Annotated in this window: 14 protein-coding genes and 5 tRNA genes; 4 read left to right on the forward strand and 15 right to left on the reverse strand. The window is 67.8% G+C overall.

Annotation, left to right across the window (positions count from 1 at the left end; all coding sequences use genetic code 11):
- Nucleotides 1-106: 106 nt before the first annotated feature.
- The 8 genes from clpX to D580_RS0109705 form a co-directional block, all read right to left on the reverse strand.
- Nucleotides 107-1,384 carry an ATP-dependent Clp protease ATP-binding subunit ClpX gene (gene clpX, locus D580_RS0109670; RefSeq protein WP_018954193.1) on the reverse strand — a complete coding sequence of 426 codons (1,278 nt, stop codon included), beginning with the start codon at nucleotides 1,382-1,384 and terminating at the stop codon, nucleotides 107-109.
- A gap of 120 nt (nucleotides 1,385-1,504) precedes the next feature.
- Nucleotides 1,505-2,155 (reverse strand): ATP-dependent Clp endopeptidase proteolytic subunit ClpP, encoded by a 651-nt coding sequence (gene clpP / locus D580_RS0109675; protein WP_018954194.1) that lies wholly within the window; start codon nucleotides 2,153-2,155, stop codon nucleotides 1,505-1,507.
- Nucleotides 2,152-3,462, reverse strand: a complete 1,311-nt coding sequence (gene tig / locus D580_RS0109680) for a trigger factor (protein WP_026289873.1) — start codon at nucleotides 3,460-3,462, stop codon at nucleotides 2,152-2,154. The genes clpP and tig overlap by 4 nt, the downstream gene beginning before the upstream one ends.
- Before the next feature lie 82 nt (nucleotides 3,463-3,544).
- Nucleotides 3,545-3,629: transfer RNA gene (locus tag D580_RS0109685), tRNA-Leu, on the reverse strand.
- Nucleotides 3,630-3,771: 142 nt separating this feature from the next.
- A tRNA-Lys gene (locus tag D580_RS0109690) sits at nucleotides 3,772-3,847 on the reverse strand.
- Between the two features lie 55 nt (nucleotides 3,848-3,902).
- Nucleotides 3,903-3,978 (reverse strand) — tRNA-His (locus tag D580_RS0109695).
- A gap of 40 nt (nucleotides 3,979-4,018) precedes the next feature.
- Nucleotides 4,019-4,095, reverse strand: a tRNA-Arg gene (locus tag D580_RS0109700).
- A 61-nt stretch (nucleotides 4,096-4,156) separates the two neighbouring features.
- A tRNA-Pro gene (locus tag D580_RS0109705) sits at nucleotides 4,157-4,233 on the reverse strand.
- A gap of 172 nt (nucleotides 4,234-4,405) precedes the next feature.
- Between D580_RS0109705 and folD the strand changes: the two genes are divergently transcribed.
- Nucleotides 4,406-5,266 (forward strand): bifunctional methylenetetrahydrofolate dehydrogenase/methenyltetrahydrofolate cyclohydrolase FolD, encoded by an 861-nt coding sequence (gene folD, locus D580_RS0109710; RefSeq protein WP_018954196.1) that lies wholly within the window; start codon nucleotides 4,406-4,408, stop codon nucleotides 5,264-5,266.
- A 158-nt stretch (nucleotides 5,267-5,424) separates the two neighbouring features.
- On the opposite strand, the gene cysS is transcribed toward folD, so the two are convergent.
- Nucleotides 5,425-6,807: a cysteine--tRNA ligase gene (cysS, locus tag D580_RS0109715; protein WP_018954197.1), complete on the reverse strand. Its 1,383-nt coding sequence runs from the start codon at nucleotides 6,805-6,807 to the stop codon at nucleotides 5,425-5,427.
- Between the two features lie 8 nt (nucleotides 6,808-6,815).
- Nucleotides 6,816-8,237: a glutamate--tRNA ligase gene (gene gltX, locus D580_RS0109720; RefSeq protein WP_018954198.1), complete on the reverse strand. Its 1,422-nt coding sequence runs from the start codon at nucleotides 8,235-8,237 to the stop codon at nucleotides 6,816-6,818.
- A gap of 112 nt (nucleotides 8,238-8,349) precedes the next feature.
- On the opposite strand from gltX, the gene D580_RS0109725 reads away from it, so the two are divergent.
- The gene (locus tag D580_RS0109725; RefSeq protein WP_018954199.1) at nucleotides 8,350-8,934 is read left to right on the forward strand and encodes a peptidylprolyl isomerase; all 585 of its coding nucleotides are present in this window, start codon (nucleotides 8,350-8,352) and stop codon (nucleotides 8,932-8,934) included.
- A 9-nt stretch (nucleotides 8,935-8,943) separates the two neighbouring features.
- A complete protein-coding gene (locus tag D580_RS0109730) occupies nucleotides 8,944-9,666 on the forward strand; it encodes a UDP-2,3-diacylglucosamine diphosphatase (RefSeq protein ID WP_026289874.1) in 723 nt (240 codons plus the stop codon).
- 82 nt (nucleotides 9,667-9,748) lie between these two features.
- Here the strand turns inward: D580_RS0109730 and D580_RS0109735 are convergent, their stop codons facing one another.
- The 3 genes from D580_RS0109735 to D580_RS0109745 all read right to left on the reverse strand — a co-directional run bounded on the left by D580_RS0109735 (nucleotide 9,749) and on the right by D580_RS0109745 (nucleotide 13,163).
- The gene (locus tag D580_RS0109735; protein WP_419581643.1) at nucleotides 9,749-10,513 is read right to left on the reverse strand and encodes a ferritin-like domain-containing protein; all 765 of its coding nucleotides are present in this window, start codon (nucleotides 10,511-10,513) and stop codon (nucleotides 9,749-9,751) included.
- Nucleotides 10,514-10,706: 193 nt separating this feature from the next.
- On the reverse strand, nucleotides 10,707-11,969 hold the full coding sequence (locus D580_RS0109740) for a glycerate kinase type-2 family protein (RefSeq protein WP_018954202.1): 1,263 nt from the start codon (nucleotides 11,967-11,969) through the stop codon (nucleotides 10,707-10,709).
- A 12-nt stretch (nucleotides 11,970-11,981) separates the two neighbouring features.
- Nucleotides 11,982-13,163, reverse strand: a complete 1,182-nt coding sequence (locus D580_RS0109745) for an O-succinylhomoserine sulfhydrylase (RefSeq protein ID WP_026289875.1) — start codon at nucleotides 13,161-13,163, stop codon at nucleotides 11,982-11,984.
- A 339-nt stretch (nucleotides 13,164-13,502) separates the two neighbouring features.
- On the opposite strand from D580_RS0109745, the gene D580_RS0109750 reads away from it, so the two are divergent.
- The gene (locus tag D580_RS0109750; protein WP_018954205.1) at nucleotides 13,503-14,750 is read left to right on the forward strand and encodes an MFS transporter; all 1,248 of its coding nucleotides are present in this window, start codon (nucleotides 13,503-13,505) and stop codon (nucleotides 14,748-14,750) included.
- 82 nt (nucleotides 14,751-14,832) lie between these two features.
- Here the strand turns inward: D580_RS0109750 and alr are convergent, their stop codons facing one another.
- On the reverse strand, nucleotides 14,833-15,918 hold the full coding sequence (gene alr / locus D580_RS0109755; RefSeq protein WP_018954206.1) for an alanine racemase: 1,086 nt from the start codon (nucleotides 15,916-15,918) through the stop codon (nucleotides 14,833-14,835).
- Nucleotides 15,915-17,312 (reverse strand): replicative DNA helicase, encoded by a 1,398-nt coding sequence (dnaB, locus tag D580_RS0109760; protein ID WP_018954207.1) that lies wholly within the window; start codon nucleotides 17,310-17,312, stop codon nucleotides 15,915-15,917. The genes alr and dnaB overlap by 4 nt, the downstream gene beginning before the upstream one ends.
- Nucleotides 17,313-17,460: the final 148 nt, after the last annotated feature.

Here is a 17,460-nt window from a genome sequence, read left to right on the forward strand (position 1 = left end):
GGAGGAAATCAAGGGTCCCGGATGGCACATCGGGACAAATGCCCGAACCTCGCCCCGGTCCGGGGCGCCCGGGCCCGCCCCGTGGCTCGGCCACGGGGCGCACCGGTCAGTCGGAAGAGGCTGCCTTCTGATAGTCGGAGTTCTCGTAGATGAGGTAGGGCTTGGCCTCGCCCCGGATCACCGCGTCGTCGATCACCACCTTGGAGACGTTCTCCGTGGAGGGCAGATCGTACATGGTGTCCAGCAGCACCTGCTCCAGGATGGTACGCAGGCCCCGGGCGCCGGTCTTGCGCTCCATGGCCTTGGCGGCCACCGCGCGCAGGGCGTCTTCCCGGAACTCGATATCCACCCCTTCCATCTCGAACAGCTTGCCGTACTGCTTGGTCAGGGCGTTCTTGGGCTCGGTGAGGATCTGGATCAGGGCGTCCTCGTCCAGCTCCTCGAGCGTTGCCACCACCGGCAGACGGCCCACGAACTCGGGGATCAGGCCGTACTTGATCAGGTCCTCGGGCTCCACGCCGGACAGGGTCCGGGAGACGGGGCCCTTGTCCTCCTTGCTCTTCACCTTGGCGGAGAAGCCGATGCCGCCCTTCTCGGTACGGTCGCGGATCACCTTGTCGAGACCGGCGAAGGCGCCGCCGACGATGAACAGGATGTTGTGGGTGTCCACCTGCAGGAATTCCTGCTGGGGATGCTTGCGGCCGCCCTGGGGAGGCACCGAGGCGATGGTGCCCTCGATCAGTTTCAGCAGTGCCTGCTGCACACCCTCGCCGGAGACGTCACGGGTGATGGAGGGGTTGTCGGCCTTGCGGGAGATCTTGTCGATCTCGTCGATGTAGACGATACCCGTCTGGGCCTTCTCCACGTCGTAGTCGCACTTCTGCAGCAGCTTCTGGATGATGTTCTCCACGTCCTCGCCCACGTAGCCCGCCTCGGTGAGCGTGGTGGCGTCGGCGATGGTGAAGGGCACGTTCAGGAGACGGGCCAGGGTCTCGGCGAGCAGGGTCTTGCCGGAGCCGGTGGGGCCGATGAGCAGGATGTTGCTCTTGGCCAGCTCCACCTCGTCCTTGGCGCTGCGGGCCTCGAGACGCTTGTAGTGGTTGTACACCGCCACGGCCAGGATCTTCTTGGCGCGATCCTGACCGATCACGTACTCGTCGAGGATCTTCTTGATCTCGTGGGGCTTGGGCAGCTTGTCGCCCACGGCAGCGCCCTGCTCCTGCATCTCCTCGCGGATGATGTCGTTGCAGAGCTCGACGCATTCATCGCAGATGAACACGGAGGGACCCGCGATGAGCTTGCGGACCTCGTGCTGGCTCTTGCCACAGAAGGAACAGTACAGCAGCTTGCCGCTATCGGAATCTTTCATCTTGTTGTCGCTCATCGGCAGGCCTCTAAATGCTTTGAAACCACCTTGCTACTTTTCCCGCCGGGATGCAAGCCGGAGAAAGACAGGGTTTTAGCGTGCACCGACAACCGGTGTTGTCGCCAGGACTGGGCCGGCTCAGCCGGCCTGCTCCGCCATCGCGCGGCTGGAGAGCACCTGGTCGATCAGACCGTACTCCGCAGCCTCGACAGGGTTGAGGAACCGGTCACGTTCCGTGTCCTGCTCGATCTGCTCGATGCTCTGGCCGGTGTGATGGGCCAGGATGCGGTTGAGCTCGGCACGCACCTTCAGGATCTCGCGGGCATGAATGTCGATGTCGGTGGCCTGACCCTGGAAACCGCCCAGGGGCTGATGGATCATCACCCGGGAATGGGGCAGGCAGAAACGCTTGCCCTTGGCACCACCGGCCAGCAGCACCGCGCCCATGCTGGCCGCCTGGCCGATGCACAGGGTGGAGACGTCCGGCTTGATGAACTGCATGGTATCGTAGATGGCCATGCCGGCGGTCACCGCGCCGCCCGGGGAGTTGATGTACAGGCTGATGTCCTTGTCCGGGTTCTCGGACTCCAGGAACAGCAGCTGGGCCACGATCACGTTGGCCATGTAGTCCTCCACGGGACCCACGGCGAAGATCACCCGCTCCTTGAGCAGCCGGGAGTAGATGTCATAGGCCCGCTCGCCCCGGGCGGTCTGCTCGACCACCATGGGGACCAGATTCAACGCCCGGGTATCCAGTGCGCCGCGGTCGCCAATGCCCTGATTGCTCATTCGGATGCACCCTCCTTACGGGGATTCATGAGTTCATCGAAGCTCATGGGCTTGTCGGTGGCCTTGCCCTGCTCCACCACGAAGTCCACCACCTGGTCTTCCAAAACCATGGCCTCCAGGCCGCTCTGGGCCTGACGGTTGTTACGATAATAGTCTATCACCTGCCTGGGGTCCTCGTAGCCGGCGGCCATGGCCTCCAGCTCCGCCTTGACCCGATCGGCATCCAGCTTGATGCCCTTGCTTGCGACCAGTTCACGGATGATCAGGCCCAGGGACACGCGGCGCACGGCCTCCTCGCGGAACACATCGTCGGGGAAGTTCTCCGGCTTGACCTGGCCGCCGAAGCGGGACAGGGCCTGCTGGCGCAGACGGTCGATCTCGTCCTTCACCAGGGCCTCGGGCAGCTCCAGGGGATGAGCCTTGAACAGGGCCTGCATGACCTGGTCCTTGACCTTGGCCTTCACGGCTTGGGCCACCTCGCGTTCCATATTGGCACGCACGTCCTCGCGCAGCTTCTCGACGCCGCCCTCCTCGATGCCGAAGGACTTGGCGAACGCCTCGTCCACTTCCGGCAGCCTGGGCTCCTTCACCTCGCGCACCTTGATGGCGAACTGGGCGGTCTTGCCCTTGAGGTTCTCCGCCGGGTAATCCTCCGGGAAGGGCACGTCGATGGTCTTCTCGTCGCCGGGCTTCATGCCGTTGAGCTGATCCTCGAAGGCGGCCAGCATGCGGCCCTCGCCCAGCTCCACCGGCATGGCCTCGCCCTTTCCGCCCTCGAAGGGCTCGCCGTCGAGGCTGCCGTCGAAGTCGACGATCACCTGGTCACCCTTCTGGGCGGCCCGATCCACGGCGACGAATTCCTTGCGCTGACGGCGCAGGGTGTCGATCACCTTGTCCACATCGGCGTCGGTGAGCTCCACTTTGGGGCGCTCGACGACCACCTCGCTCAGGTCGGCGATCTCCACCTTGGGAAACACATCGAAGGTGGCGGTATATTCCAGACCCTTGCCCGGCTCCAGGGGCTTGGGCTCGATGCTGGGGCTGCCGGCGGGTTCGAGCTTCTCCTGCAGCAGCGCCTCCTGATAGGAACTCTGCAGCACCTCGCCCACCACTTCCTGGAACACGCCGGCGCCATAGCGCTGCTGCACCACCTTCAGGGGCACCTTGCCGGGGCGGAAGCCGTCGATCTTGACGCGCCTGGCGAGGGACTTGAGACGACGATCCACCTCCTGCTCGATGCGCTCGGAGGGGACCTGGACGGTCATTCGGCGCTGCAGGTTGCTGACGGTTTCCACTGAGACTTGCATGTCGATGGTTCCTCTCGGAAATTCTCTTGGATAACTTGTGTGACCGGGCCCGCCCACGTGGCACGCGCCCGGTGTGTCAATCTGGTGCGAAAGGAGAGACTCGAACTCTCACGGGTTCCCCCACTGGAACCTAAATCCAGCGCGTCTACCAGTTCCGCCACTTTCGCTGTGGCCACCCCGCGCGCAAAGCGCACCCGCTGCGGCGGCAGTAAACGGGTAATTGTACCCCGATACCCCACCGGTGCGTAAGCATCGGCCGCCCAAAACGCAAAAGGGCCCGGCGCCTTCGCGCCGGGCCCTCTGCAGGAATGGTGGGCCGTGTAGGACTTGAACCTACAACCAATGGATTAAGAGTCCACTGCTCTACCAATTGAGCTAACGGCCCGGAAAACGCTCCGGTACGACCACGCGGATCGCGTGATTGTTCCGCAAAACGGATATGGGGTGGCTGATGGGACTCGAACCCACGACAACCGGAATCACAATCCGGGGCTCTACCACCTGAGCTACAGCCACCATAATGAACCGCCTGACCCCGCCAGCCGGCCCTCATGAATGGCGCGCCCGGCAGGACTCGAACCTGCAACCCTCGGCTTAGAAGGCCGATGCTCTATCCGGTTGAGCTACGGGCGCAGTTCGTTTCCGCCACGGGCCCCGGGAGCCCCCGGCCCTGGAGCCCCTGACCTGGAGCTAATGGTCGGGGTAGAGGGATTCGAACCCCCGACATCCTGCTCCCAAAGCAGGCGCGCTACCAGACTGCGCTATACCCCGGAAAACCGAGTGCTGGCCGCACACGAGCGAGCGGCCCTGCGTTGCGGAGAAGCTGCGCATCATACCCGTCGAGCGCCGCCGCCGTCAACGCGTTCAGCCCTTCGTTTCTTGTGGCAAACAGGGAGGCCATGCGAGAATTTGCGCCCGCTCAAATTTGCCAGGATTGAATCCCATGACCGCCAGACTGATCGACGGACGCCAGGTGGCCCAACAGGTGCACGAGGAGGTCCGCCAGGCGGTCGAGCGGCACACCGCCCAGGGCCGGCGGGCGCCGGGACTGGCGGTGGTGCTGGTGGGCGAGAATCCCGCCTCACAGGTCTACGTGCGCAACAAGCGGCGCACCTGCGAGGCCCTGGGCATCGAATCCCGCTCCCACGACCTGCCCGGCGACACCCCCCAGTCCGCGCTGCTGGATCTCATCGACGCGCTCAACGCCGACCCGGCCGTGGACGGCATCCTGGTGCAGCTGCCCCTGCCCGCCCACTTCGACACCGAGACGGTGATCGAGCGCATCGACCCGGCCAAGGACGTGGACGGCTTCCACCCCTACAACGTGGGCCGCCTGGCGGTGCGCCTGCCCACCCTGCGCCCCTGCACCCCCTATGGCGTGATGCGTCTGCTGGACAGCACCGGCGAGGTCTACAAGGGCCGCAACGCGGTGGTGGTGGGCGCCTCCAACATCGTCGGCCGTCCCATGGCCCTGGAGCTGATGCTGGCCGGCGCCACAGTGACCGTGTGCCACCGCTTCACCCGGGACACCGCCGAACACGTGGCCCGGGCGGACATCGTGGTGGTGGCCGTGGGCCGGCCGGACCTGGTGCCCGGGGCGTGGATCAAGCCCGGCGCCACGGTGATCGACGTGGGCATGAACCGCCTGGACGACGGCCGCCTGGTGGGTGACGTGAGCTTCCAGGCCGCCGCCGAGCGCGCCGCCTGGATCACCCCGGTCCCGGGCGGCGTCGGCCCCATGACCGTGGCCATGCTCATGAAGAACACGATCCAGTCGTATGAATCCAGGATTTCGGCTGGGTGATTCTTAAGAAGACTTGCCGCAGAGGCGCGGAGGCGCAGAGAAAGTCAGGTGCTGGATATCAGGTGACTGGTGTCATGCACGCCGGCCATCATCTGGCGCTGCACTGGGGCTTTCACTAAAACCACTCTGCGCCTCCGCGCCTCTGCGGCAGACATTCATCAACCCCGCCGCCAGGTGGTCCCGCCCGGCCCGTCTTCCAACACGATCCCCTGCCCTGCCAGTTCGTCGCGGATGCGGTCGGCCTCGGCGAAGTCCTTCGCCTTCCTGGCCGCCAGGCGCTGGGCGATCAGGGCCTCGATGGCCGCCTCGTCGAGCTCACCGGCCTCGCCGCCCTTGAGGAAGGCCTCCGGGTCCCCGGCCAGCAAACCCAGCATCCCGCCCAGTTCCCGCAGCAGACCCGCCAGTCGGGCGGCCGCAGGCGGATCCTCGTCGCGCAGGCGGTTGATCTCCCGAGCGATGTCGAACAGCACCGCCATGGCCACGGGGGTGTTGAAGTCGTCGTCCATGGCCTCGCGGAAGCGGGCACGCCAGGGATCCGCCTCGGCGCCGGGCTCTGCGGGCATGAGGCCGCGCAGGGCGGTGTAGAGCCGGGTCAGGCCGGCGCGGGCCGCATCCAGGGGCTCGTCGGAGTAGTTGAGCGGGCTGCGGTAGTGGCTGGAGAGGATGAAATAGCGCACCACCTCCGCCGGGTAGCGGGCCAGCACCTCGCGCACGGTGAAGAAGTTGCCCAGGGACTTGGACATCTTCTCCTCGTTCACGCGCACGAAGCCGTTGTGCATCCAGTAGTTGACGAAGTGCTCGCAGGTGGCCGCCTCGCTCTGGGCGATCTCGTTCTCGTGGTGCGGAAACTGCAGGTCCTGGCCGCCGCCGTGGATGTCGAAGTGGTTGCCCAGATAATGGGTGGACATGGCCGAGCACTCGATGTGCCAGCCGGGCCGGCCCGGCCCCCAGGGGGAGTCCCAGGCGGGCTCGCCGGGCTTGGCGGCCTTCCACAGCACGAAGTCCAGGGGGTCGCGCTTGGCCTCGTCGGGGGCCACCCGCTCGCCGGCGCGCAGGTCCTCGAGGCGCTTGCCGGAGAGCCGGCCGTAGGGCTCGAACTTGGCCACCGCGTAGTAGACGTCGCCATTGTCGCCCTGGTAGGCGTAACCCCGCTCGAGCAATGTACTGATCATGGCCAGCATGCCGTCGATGTGCTCGGTCGCCCGGGGCTCGGCGCTCGGCGGCAACACGCCCAGGGCTTCAGCGTCCTCGTGCATGGCCGCAATGAAACGGTCGGTGAGCGCGCGGATGTCCTCGCCGTTTTCCGCCGCCCGCCGGATGATCTTGTCGTCGATGTCGGTGATGTTGCGGATGTAGGTGACATCAAACCCCAGGGCCTTGAGGTAGCGGTACACCACGTCGAACACCACCAGCACCCGGGCGTGGCCCAGGTGGCAGTAGTCGTAGACGGTCATGCCGCACACGTACATGCGCACGCGCCCGGGCTCCATGGGGATGAAGGTTTCCTTGCGGCGGGTCAGGCTGTTGTATATCTGGAGCATGGGGGATCTCAGTGGGGCAGTGAGTCACGGGCGGCGGTGAAACGCTCGGCCACCCGCTCGGGACCCAGCAGGGGCCAGAGGTCGCGCATCTCGGGGCCGTGGCTCAGACCCGTCAGTGCCGCGCGCAGGGGCATGAACAGGTGCCGACCCTTGGCGCCGGTGGCCTCCCCGACCCGCTGGGCCAGTTCCCGGAAATCGGCCGGCGCGGGGTCCAGGGCCGCGAGCGCGGCGGTGAAGAACCGGCGCCCGGCCAGTTCCATGGCGTCGCGTCCGGGAGCATCGACCTCGGGGGGACGGCCGAACAGGCGCCGGGCCCAGTCCCGGGCCTCGCTGGGGAAGCGGATGTTATCACGCAGCACCTTGAGGAAGGCCTCCCGAGCGCCCTCCGGCACCACGTCCTCCAGGCTCTCGCCCAGCCAGTCTTCCAGCTCGGCCTCGGACAGGGCCAGCACCGCCAGGTGCTGCCAGTGGTCCAGCTGCACCGGGTCGTGGCGGGCCGGCGCCCGGCCCAGGCGCGCGGTGTCGAAGCCCCGGGCCAGGGCGTCCAGGTCCATGAGGCCGTCGGCCTCGAAGTGGTGGCCCAGGCGCGCCAGGTGATTGAGCACCGCCCGGGGCAGGTAGCCCCGGGCGCGCAGTTCCCGCAAGCTGAGCGCACCGAGGCGCTTGGACAGGGGGCCGCCGTCCTCGCCCAGGATCAGGGAGATATGGCCGTAGCTGGGCACGGGCAGGCCCAGGGCCTCCAGGATGAGCATCTGGCGCGGCGTGTTGGCCAGGTGGTCCTCGCCGCGCAGCACGTGGGTCACGCCCATCATGGCGTCGTCCACGGCGTTGCTGAAGAAGAACGCCGGCGTGCCGTCGGAACGACGGATGACGAAATCGCCGATGGTGTCGGTGTCGAAGCGCTGCTCGCCGCGCACCAGGTCCTCGAAGCGCAGCTGCCGTCCGGCGGGCACCCGGAAACGCAGGGTGGGTTTGAGGCCCTGGGCCAGCCTGGCCTGCACCTCGTCCGGTGACAGGTGTGAACAGGTGCCCGGGTATCGGGGCGGCTGGCCGGCGGCCAGCTGGGCCTTGCGGGAGAGCTTGAGGCTCGCCTCGCTGCAAAAACAGGGATAGGCCAGCCCGGCCGTCTCCAGGCGCTGGTAATCCTCGCCATAGATCCCGGCGCGCTCGGACTGCACGTAGGGGCCGTGGGGACCGCCCACCTCAGGCCCCTCCTGCCAGTGCAGGCCCAGCCAGCGCAGGTCCTCCATGATGTCGACCACGTGCTCGTCGCGGCTGCGGGCGGCATCGGTATCCTCGATGCGCAGCAGGAAGATCCCGCCTTCCCGGCGGGCCAGCAGGGCGCTGAACAGCGCGGTGCGCAGATTGCCCAGATGCAGGAGCCCGGTGGGGCTCGGCGCGAAGCGGGTCTTGACGGGGGTGGCTGACATGGCGCGAATGGTAGCGAAAAACCCGTCCACACAACAAAGCCGGCAGGTTTCGCCGCCTCTCTCCAGAGGCTATGATTCAGGCTCTTCCGGTTAACCCACGGAAATCCACCCCATGAAAAACCTGATCCGACAGCTCCTGAGCCTGAGCCTGCTGCTGTCCGTAACCCTAGGAAGCCTCGCAATGGCCGATAACCAGAACCCCAAAGTCAGCATCGAAACCAGCAAGGGCACCATCGTCGTCGAACTGTTCGCCGACAAGGCCCCCGAGACCGTGGCCAACTTCATGCAGTACGTGAACGACGGCTTCTTCGACGGCACCATCTTCCACCGGGTGATCCCCGGCTTCATGATCCAGGGTGGCGGCTTCACCGCCGACATGTCCCAGAAGCCCACCCGCGACCCGATCAAGAACGAGGCCAGCAACGGGCTGAGCAACGAGGTGGGCACCCTGGCCATGGCGCGCACCCCCAACCCCCACTCCGCCACCGCCCAGTTCTTCATCAACGTCAAGCACAACCGCTTCCTGGACTTCCAGTCCGAGACCCAGCAGGGCTGGGGCTACGCGGTGTTCGGCAAGGTGGTCGAGGGCATGGACGTGGTGAAGGCCATCGAGGGTGTTGCCACCGGCAACCGCGGCATGCACCAGGACGTGCCGGTGGAGCCGGTGGTCATGACCCGGGTCGCCCCCGCGAACTGATTGCGGGTCGTGCCCCAGACCCTGTTCATCTCGGACCTGCACCTGGACAGGGAACGTCCGCAGATCCTGGCCCTGTTCGAACGCTTCCTGCACGAGCAGGCCCGGGAGGCCGACGCCCTCTACATCCTGGGCGACCTGTTTGAATACTGGATCGGTGACGACGACGACGCCCCCCACCTGGGGGGCGTCGCCGCCGCCCTGCGCAGCCTCACCGATGCCGGCGTGCCGGTGTACTTCGCCCACGGCAACCGCGACTTCCTGCTGGGCGAGGCATTCGCCCGGCGTACCGGCATGCGCCTTCTCGCTGAGGAGACGGTGGTGGACCTCTACGGCCGCCCCGCCCTGCTCATGCACGGCGACAGCCTGTGCCTGGACGACCACGAATACATGGCCTTCCGGGACATGGTGCGCGACGGCACCTGGCAGCAGGCCTTCCTCGCCCGTTCCCTGGCCAGTCGCCGCGCCGAGGCCGAGGCCATGCGCGCCAAAAGCCGCGAAAACGGGCGCATGAAGTCACCGGAGATCACCGACGTGAGCCCACGGGCCGTGGAGGACGCCCTGCGCCGCCACGGGGTGGACCTGCTCATCCACGGCCACACCCACCGCCCCGCCATCCACGCGCTCACCGTGGACGGCAGGCCATCACAGCGGGTGGTGCTGGCGGACTGGTACGAGACCGGGGGGATGCTGCGGGTGACGCCGGAAGGGATGAAACTGGAAACAATCAGGTAGAAGTGCGAAGTGTGAATTGGGAAGTGCGAAGTTGGGCCCAGATTGTACTTCCGACTTCCCAATTCACACTTCGCACTTCAGTTCACCCTTCCCCCTTCAAGAGCGCCATCTCCGCCTCCGTAAACCCCGCCTCCAGCCGTGCCGCCTCGTGAAACGGCGGCTTGATGCGCCCGGGCATGTACTCGGCGATCAGCGCGCCGAAGGTGGCGTCCGCATCCAGGCCACGCTGGTCGCAGAGATAGCGGAACCAGCGCGTACCGATGGCCACGTGGCCCACCTCCTCGCGCAGGATCACCTCCAGGATCTCCACGGTCTCCAGGTCCCCGGCCGCGCGCAGGCGTTCCATCATGCCCGGCGTCACGTCCAGGCCCCGGGCCTCCAGCACCCGGGGCACCAGGGCCATGCGCAGCAGGGGGTCGTGGGCGGTCTTCACCGCCATGTCCCAGAGGCCGTTGTGGGCGTCGAAGTCCCCGTAGCCATGACCCAGGCCCTCCAGGCGCCGGCGCAGCATCAGGAAATGCCGGGCCTCCTCGTCAGCCACCCGCAGCCAGTCTCCGTAATAGTCGGCGGGCAGTGCGCGGAAACGGTAGACGGCATCCAGGGCCAGGTTGATGGCGTTGAACTCGATGTGGGCGATGGCGTGCACCAGGGCCGCCTGGCCCCGGGGCGTGGTGAGCTTGCGCCGGGGCACGGCCATGGGATCCACCAGGCGCGGGCGTTCGGGCCGCCCGGGCACCGGCACCGACTCGGGTGCCGACGCATTCGGTGCGGGCGCCACGCGGCCCGCCTGCCAGCGAGCGCGCAGGGCCATGGCCATGCGGCACTTGGTGGCCGGGTCCGCCTGCATCAGCGCCGCGAAGGCCTCTTCATGCACGCAGGCCACGGGCTCGGTTCTGTCAGTTGTTTCGTTCACGTCAGGTATGCGGTCTTTATCTTGATTCGTGGAGACAACGCGAAGGCCGCAGAGACGCAAAGAACGCAGAGGTTCTTTTGTTGAAAACACTTTGCGTTCTCCGCGTCTTTGCGCGCTTTGCGTCCTGTCACTCAGCCCGGCCAGGCCGCGAAGCGGCCACCACGCCGATCACCAGGTCCATGACGTTGGTGCCCGTGGGGCCGGTGTGGATCAGGTCACCGGCGGCGGCCAGGAAACGCCCCGAGTCCGCCTTCTCCAGGCTGGCGGCGGCATCCAGCCCCGCCGCCTTGCCCCGGGAAACGGTGCCGCCATCCACCAGGGCACCGGCGTCCAGGCTGTTGCCATCGGAGCCGTCGGTGCCCGCGGCCAGCAGGCGCACCCCGTCATGGCCTGCCAGCACCCGTGCAGCCGCCAGGGCCAGGTGCTGGTTGCGCCCGCCGCGGCCGGGCTCGGGCGGGAGCGTCACCCGGGTCTCGCCGCCCCAGATGTGCACGCCAGGCTCCGCATCCAGCAGCGTCCGGGCCAGGGCCTCGCCGGTGGCCGCCGCCTCGGCCTCGAGAAACTCCCGGTGCCGGAACACGGGCAGACCCTGGTCCCGGGCCGCCGCCTCCACCGCCGCGCAGGCCTGTTCCAGGTTCGCCACCACGCGCAGGGGAAACCGGGGCACCTCGGCGGGCAGCAGCGGCGGCTGGGCGCAGCGCCCCACCCATTCGAGATGGGCCGGTAGGACAGGCCAGGGCGCAAGCACACTGCCCGCCGCCAGCAGACCCGAACCGATCACCGCCGGGTCGTCACCGGGTACGTCGGAGATAAGCAGGGCACGCAGCTTGCGCCCCGCCAGGCGCTGGCCCAGGCGGCCGCCCTTGATCCGGGACAGGGCGCTGCGCACCCGGTTCATGACGGCGATGTCCAGGCCCGCCCCCAGCAGCCACTCGTTGAGCACCGCCAGGCGCTCGCCGCCCACCCCGGACACCGGCACCTCCACCAGGCTCGAGGTGCCCCCCGAGATCAGGAACAGCAGGCAGTGATCGGCCGGGGTCGAGTCGATGAAGGCCAGCAACTGGCGGCCAGCCTCCAGGCTGAGGGGTCCCGGCACGGGATGATCCGCCTCCACGCAGCGGATGCGGGGATCGGAACACAGGGTGAAATCCAGGTGGCCCTGGCGGCTCACCACCAGGGCCCGGGCGAGGCCCCCGTCCAGCACCGAGCGGGCACCCCGGGCCATGGCGGCGGCCGCCTTGCCCAGGGCGATGACGTGGCAGGGACCCTCGGGCGGGGACTCGGACAGGGCCTGGCGCACCACGGCCTGGCCCTCCACCGCCGACAGAGCCGCACGCAGCAGCACCAGCGGCAGCTGCGGGTCGTCCAGCGCGGTGACCTCCCGGATCACGGCGCGCGGCGGTCAGCCGCCTAAGCCGCGAGCCAGATCCTTCTGGATGTCCGCGATGGCCTCCAGGCCAACCGCCACCCGGATCAGCCCCTCCCGGATGCCCTGGGCCTCCCGCTGCTCGGGCGTCAGCCGGCCATGGGTGGTGGTGGCCGGGTGGGTGATGGTGGTCTTGGCATCCCCCAGGTTGGCGGTGATGGACAGCATCTCGATGGCGTCGATGACCCGCCAGGCCGCCTCACGCCCGCCCTTGACCTCGAAGGAGACGATGCCGCCGAAGCCCGACTGCTGGCGCTTGGCCAGATCGTGCTGGGGATGGCTCTCCAGGCCCGGGTAGTAGACCCGCTCCACCTGGGGCAGGGATTCCAGCCAGCGGGCCAACACCAGGGCGTTCTCGCAATGGGCGCGCATGCGCAGGCTCAGGGTCTCGAGGCCCTTGAGGAACACCCAGGCGTTGAACGGGCTCATGGTGGGGCCGGCGGTGCGCAGGAAACCGAACACCTCCTTGCCCACCCGCTCCGCGTCGCCCACCACCGCGCCGCCCACGCAGCGGCCCTGGCCGTCCAGGTACTTGGTGGCGGAATGGATCACGATGTCGGCGCCCAGGGCCAGGGGCTGCTGCAAGGCCGGGGTGCAGAAACAGTTGTCCACCACCAGCAGGCAACCCCGGGCATGGGCCAGCTCCGCCAGGGCGCGGATGTCCACCAGCTCGGTGAGCGGGTTGGAGGGGGATTCCACGTACAGCATGCGAGTCTCGGGGCGGATGGCCGCCTCCCAGGCGGCGAGATCCGCGAGCGGCACGAAGCTCACCGCCACGCCGAAGCGGGTGAGGTAGGTGTTGAACAGCGAGGTGGTGGTGCCGAACACCGCCTTGGAGGAGACGATGTGATCGCCCGCCTTGAGCAGCGCCATGCAGGTGGCGAGGATCGCCGCCATGCCCGAGGCGGTGCCCACGCAGGCCTCGCCCCCCTCCATGGCGGCCAGGCGCTGCTCGAAGGTGCGCACCGTGGGGTTGGTGAAGCGCGAGTAGATGTTGCCCGGCTCCTGGCCGCCGAAGCGGGCCGCCGCCTGGGCCGCGCTCTCGAACACGAAGCTGGAGGTGGGGAAGATGGCCTCCGAGTGCTCACCCTCGTTGGTGCGGTGCTGACCGGCCCGCACGGCGCGGGTCTCGAAGGCGTAATCCTGGGGATCTTTCATCTCGGCTTCCGTATCAGGGTGCGCGGCCTCACGGCCGGGCGGTGACATTCGGGGACAGACGGGCGATGCTAGGTAAGGGGGGAAAGCCTGTCAAATGAAGCGCGCGAACAGCGCATGGGGCGGCCTATGGCCGCCTGCTGCCCGCGGACCTGCGGCTGACGGTGGGCACGGCCCGCCCTATGGCACGAGCGAACAGTCACGCAGGAAATGACGCCGCGCGGGAACTCATGACAGACCGCCGGTCCAATGGGCGGGACGAATGCCATCGCAGTCCTGTCTTCAAGCCACTACCATGGCGCCCTTGATCGTCGGCCGCCTGTATTCACGGAAATACCCGCCATGTTTGCCACCGTCGCCTCCATCTACTCACTCCTGCTCGGCATGGGCATCCTGCTGGCCGGCTCCGGCCTGCTGGGCACCCTGCTGGGCCTGCGCGCGGGCCTGGAGGGCTATTCGGAGTTGCTGATCGGCGTGGTGATGTCCGCCTTCTTCCTCGGCTACATCCTCGGCTCTTTCCTGTGCCCGCCCCTGATCCGCCGGGTGGGACACATCCGCGCCTTCGCCGCCCTGGCCTCCACCGCCTCGGTGGCCTCCCTGCTGCACGGCCTGGTGGTGGATCCGGTGGTGTGGTGGGTGCTGCGCGTCATCACCGGCATCTCGGTGCTGGGCCTGTACATGGTGATCGAGAGCTGGCTCAACGAGCAGGTGCGCCACAAGCGCGGGCAGGTGTTCGCCGTGTACATGATGGTGAGCCTGGTCGCCCTGGGCGTGGGCCAGTTCCTGATCCTGGCCTATGGCCCCTCCAGCCTGGCGAGCTTCGTGCTGGTGGGCATGCTGTTCTCCCTAGGCCTGCTGCCGGTGGCGCTTACGCCGGTCTCCCAGCCGGTGCCGGTGCAGACGCCGCGCTTCCCACTGGTACGCCTCTACCACCAGTCGCCGGTGGGCTTCGTGGGCTCCTTCACCTCCGGCATGATCACCGGTACCTTCTGGGGCCTGTCGGCGGTCTACGCCCTGGCCATCGGGCTGGACGCACTGGGGGTGGCGCTGTTCATCAGCGTGGTGATCTTCGGCGGCGCCCTGCTGCAGTGGCCCATCGGACTGCTCTCCGACAACCGGGACCGGCGCGTGGTGCTGGTGCTGGTGTGCCTGGTGGGCGCCATCGCCGCGACCCTGATCTTCGCCGTCTCGGGGATCACCCTGATCGGCCTGCTGGTGGCCTCGGTGTTCTACGGCGGGTTTTCCTTCTCCCTCTATGCCCTGTGCGTGGCCCACACCCATGACCGGGTGGACGTGGGCCAGGTGCTGGACGCCACCCGCGGCCTGCTGCTGCTCAACGGCATCGGCGCCACCCTGGGCCCGATCCTCACCGGCCTGGTGCTGCACTTCACCGACACCCGGGTCTGGCCCCTGGTGATGGGCGTGCTGCTGGTGCTGCTGGCCCTGTTCGTGCAGCACCGCATCCGCAGTGACCGCCCGGTGTCTGCCGAGGAACAGGGTGAGTTCGTGCCCGTGACCCGCACCTCGGCGGTCGCCGCGGAGATGGATCCGCGCGCGGAGATCGCGCCGGAACTGGATCTGAAGGGGTGAGGACAGATTCAAAATTCAAAATTCAAAGGTGGAAACAGCGGTTGCCGTCCTCCCTTTGAATCTTGAATTTTGAATCTTGAATTTACCCCCCGTACTCCATCCGCAGCCGCCCGCCCACGTTGCACAGCAGCTCGTAGCTGATGGTGCCGGCGGCGGCAGCGATCTCGTCCACGGGCAGGCCCTCGCCCCAGAGGGTCACGGCATCCCCCGGCGCGACGCCCGGCACTTCCGTCACGTCCACGCAGAGCATGTCCATGGACACGCGACCCATGAGCTCGCAGCGCCGGCCGCGCACCCGCACCGGCGTGCCGCTCGGCGCATGGCGCGGATAACCGTCGCCGTAGCCCATGGCCACCACCGCCATGGTGCGGGGTGACTTGCACACGTAGCTGCCGCCGTAGCCCACCGCATCCCCGGCCGCGAGCCGCTTGACCGCCACCACCGGTGCGCTCACGGTCATCACGGGCTTGAGATCCAGGGATTGCGCCTGCTCGCCGACCAGGGGCGAGGCGCCATAGAGCATGATGCCCGGACGCACCCAGTCCCGGCAGGCGGCAGGCATGCGAAGTACTGCGGCGGAATTGGCGATGCTGCGCTCACCGCTCAGATCCGCGGTGGCGGCATCGAAGACCTGCAACTGCGCGTTGGTCTCGGGGCGCTCGGGCTCGTCGGCACAGGCGAGATGGGTCATGAGCCCGGGCACACCGGCCACCTGGGGCAGCGCGGCGACGCGCTTCTGCAGTGCGGCCGCCTCTGCGGGCGGCAGGCCCAGCCGGTGCATACCCGTGTCCAGCTTGAGCCACACCCGAAGCGGCGCGGGCAGCGCGGCCGATGCCAGCACGTCCAGCTGCCCGGCGCTGTGGATCACCGGCTGCACGTCACCCAGGCGGGCGGCCTCGATCAGCTGCCCCGCGTCCCGAAAGCCCTGCAGCACCACCAGGGGCAGCATCACGCCCGCCTCCCGCAGTACCCGGGCCTCGTCGATGCAGGAGAGGGCGAAGGCGTCGGCCTCGGCGGCGAGTGCCCGGGCCACGGCCACCATGCCATGACCGTAGGCCTCGGCCTTGATCACCGCCATGACACGACTGCGGGGGGCCGCCCGGCGGGCGGTGCGGAGGTTGTGACGCAGGGCGCTCAGGTCGATGCGGGCACGGGCCGCTCGCCTCATGAGAAGGCCTCGCTGGAGTAGACCTCGGGCACGTAGTTCTCGAAGCGGGTGTACTGGCCCAGGAAGGTGAGCCGCACGGTGCCGATGGGACCGTTACGTTGCTTGGCGATGATGATCTCGGCGGTGCCCTTGTCGGGGCTCTCCGGGTTGTAGACCTCGTCCCGGTAGATGAAGCAGATGAGATCCGCATCCTGCTCGATGGCACCGGACTCGCGCAGGTCGGACATCACCGGGCGCTTGTTGGGCCGCTGTTCCAGGCCGCGGTTGAGCTGGGACAGCGCGATCACCGGCACGCTCAGTTCCTTGGCCAGGGCCTTCAGACCCCGGGAGATCTCGGAGATCTCCGTGGTGCGGTTCTCGTTGCTGCCGGGCACCTGCATGAGCTGCAGGTAGTCGATCACGATCAGACCCAGCTTCTTGTGCTCGCGCATCAGGCGCCGGGCGCGGGCGCGCACTTCCGTGGGCGACAGGGCAGGGCTGTCGTCGATGTAGAGCTGCGCCTCGGAGAGCATGGACACGGCGCTGGTGAAGCGCGGCCAGTCTTCATCTTCAAGCCGCCCGGTGCGCAGGCGCTGCTGGTTGATGCGACCCATGGAGGACAGCAGACGCATGGACAGCTGCTCGCCGGGCATCTCCATGCTGAACACCGCCACCGGCGCCTGCTGCTTGAGGGCCGCGTACTCGGCGATGTTCATGGCAAAACTGGTCTTGCCCATGGACGGGCGCCCGGCCACGATCACCAGGTCTCCGCCCTGCAGGCCGGAGGTCATCTCGTCGAACTCGCTGTAGCCGGTGGGCAGGCCGGTGATGGGATTGTCCCGCTCGTAGAGCATCTCGATGTGCTCCACGGTGTTGCGCAGCAGTGCGCGCATGGAGCGGAAACCCTGCTGGGCGCGGGCGCCCTGCTCGGCAATCTCGAACACCTTCTGTTCGGCGGCATCCAGCAGTTCACGGCTCTCGCGGCCCTCCGGGTTGAAGCCGGAATCGGCGATCTCGGTGCCCACGCTGATGAGCTGGCGCAGCACGGAGCGCTCGCGCACGATGTCCGCGTAGGCGCGGATGTTGGCGGCGCTGGGCGTGTCCTTGGCCAGCAGGCCCAGGTAGGCGAGCCCGCCGGCATCATCCAGTTCTCCACGGGACTCCAGGCGCTCGGACAGGGTCACCACGTCGAAGGGGCTGTTGCGCTCGGCCAGTTCACCGATGGCGCGGAAGATCAGGCGGTGGTCATGGCGGTAGAAGTCCGCCTCGGAGAGCCGGTCGGCCACCGCGTCCCAGGCCTCGTTGTCCAGCATCAGACCGCCCAGCACCGCCTGTTCGGCCTCCATGGAATGGGGGGGCACCTTCAGGGACTCGGTACTGCCTCGCGGGGCGGAACTGCGCTGTGTTTCGGGCATGGGATCGAAGCGGCTGTGCGGGGAACACAGTATGCCTCAGGCAGGCGGGCGCCGCATCTAGCGCGCAGATCAGCGGCCGCAGTAGAAGGGTGGTGAGATATGCGGGCCAGGATCAAGCCGAACCGGCGGGTCGAACACACACGGCGAA

Source organism: Thioalkalivibrio sulfidiphilus (assembly GCF_000377945.1).
GTDB lineage: Bacteria > Pseudomonadota > Gammaproteobacteria > Ectothiorhodospirales > Ectothiorhodospiraceae > Thioalkalivibrio_A > Thioalkalivibrio_A sulfidiphilus_A.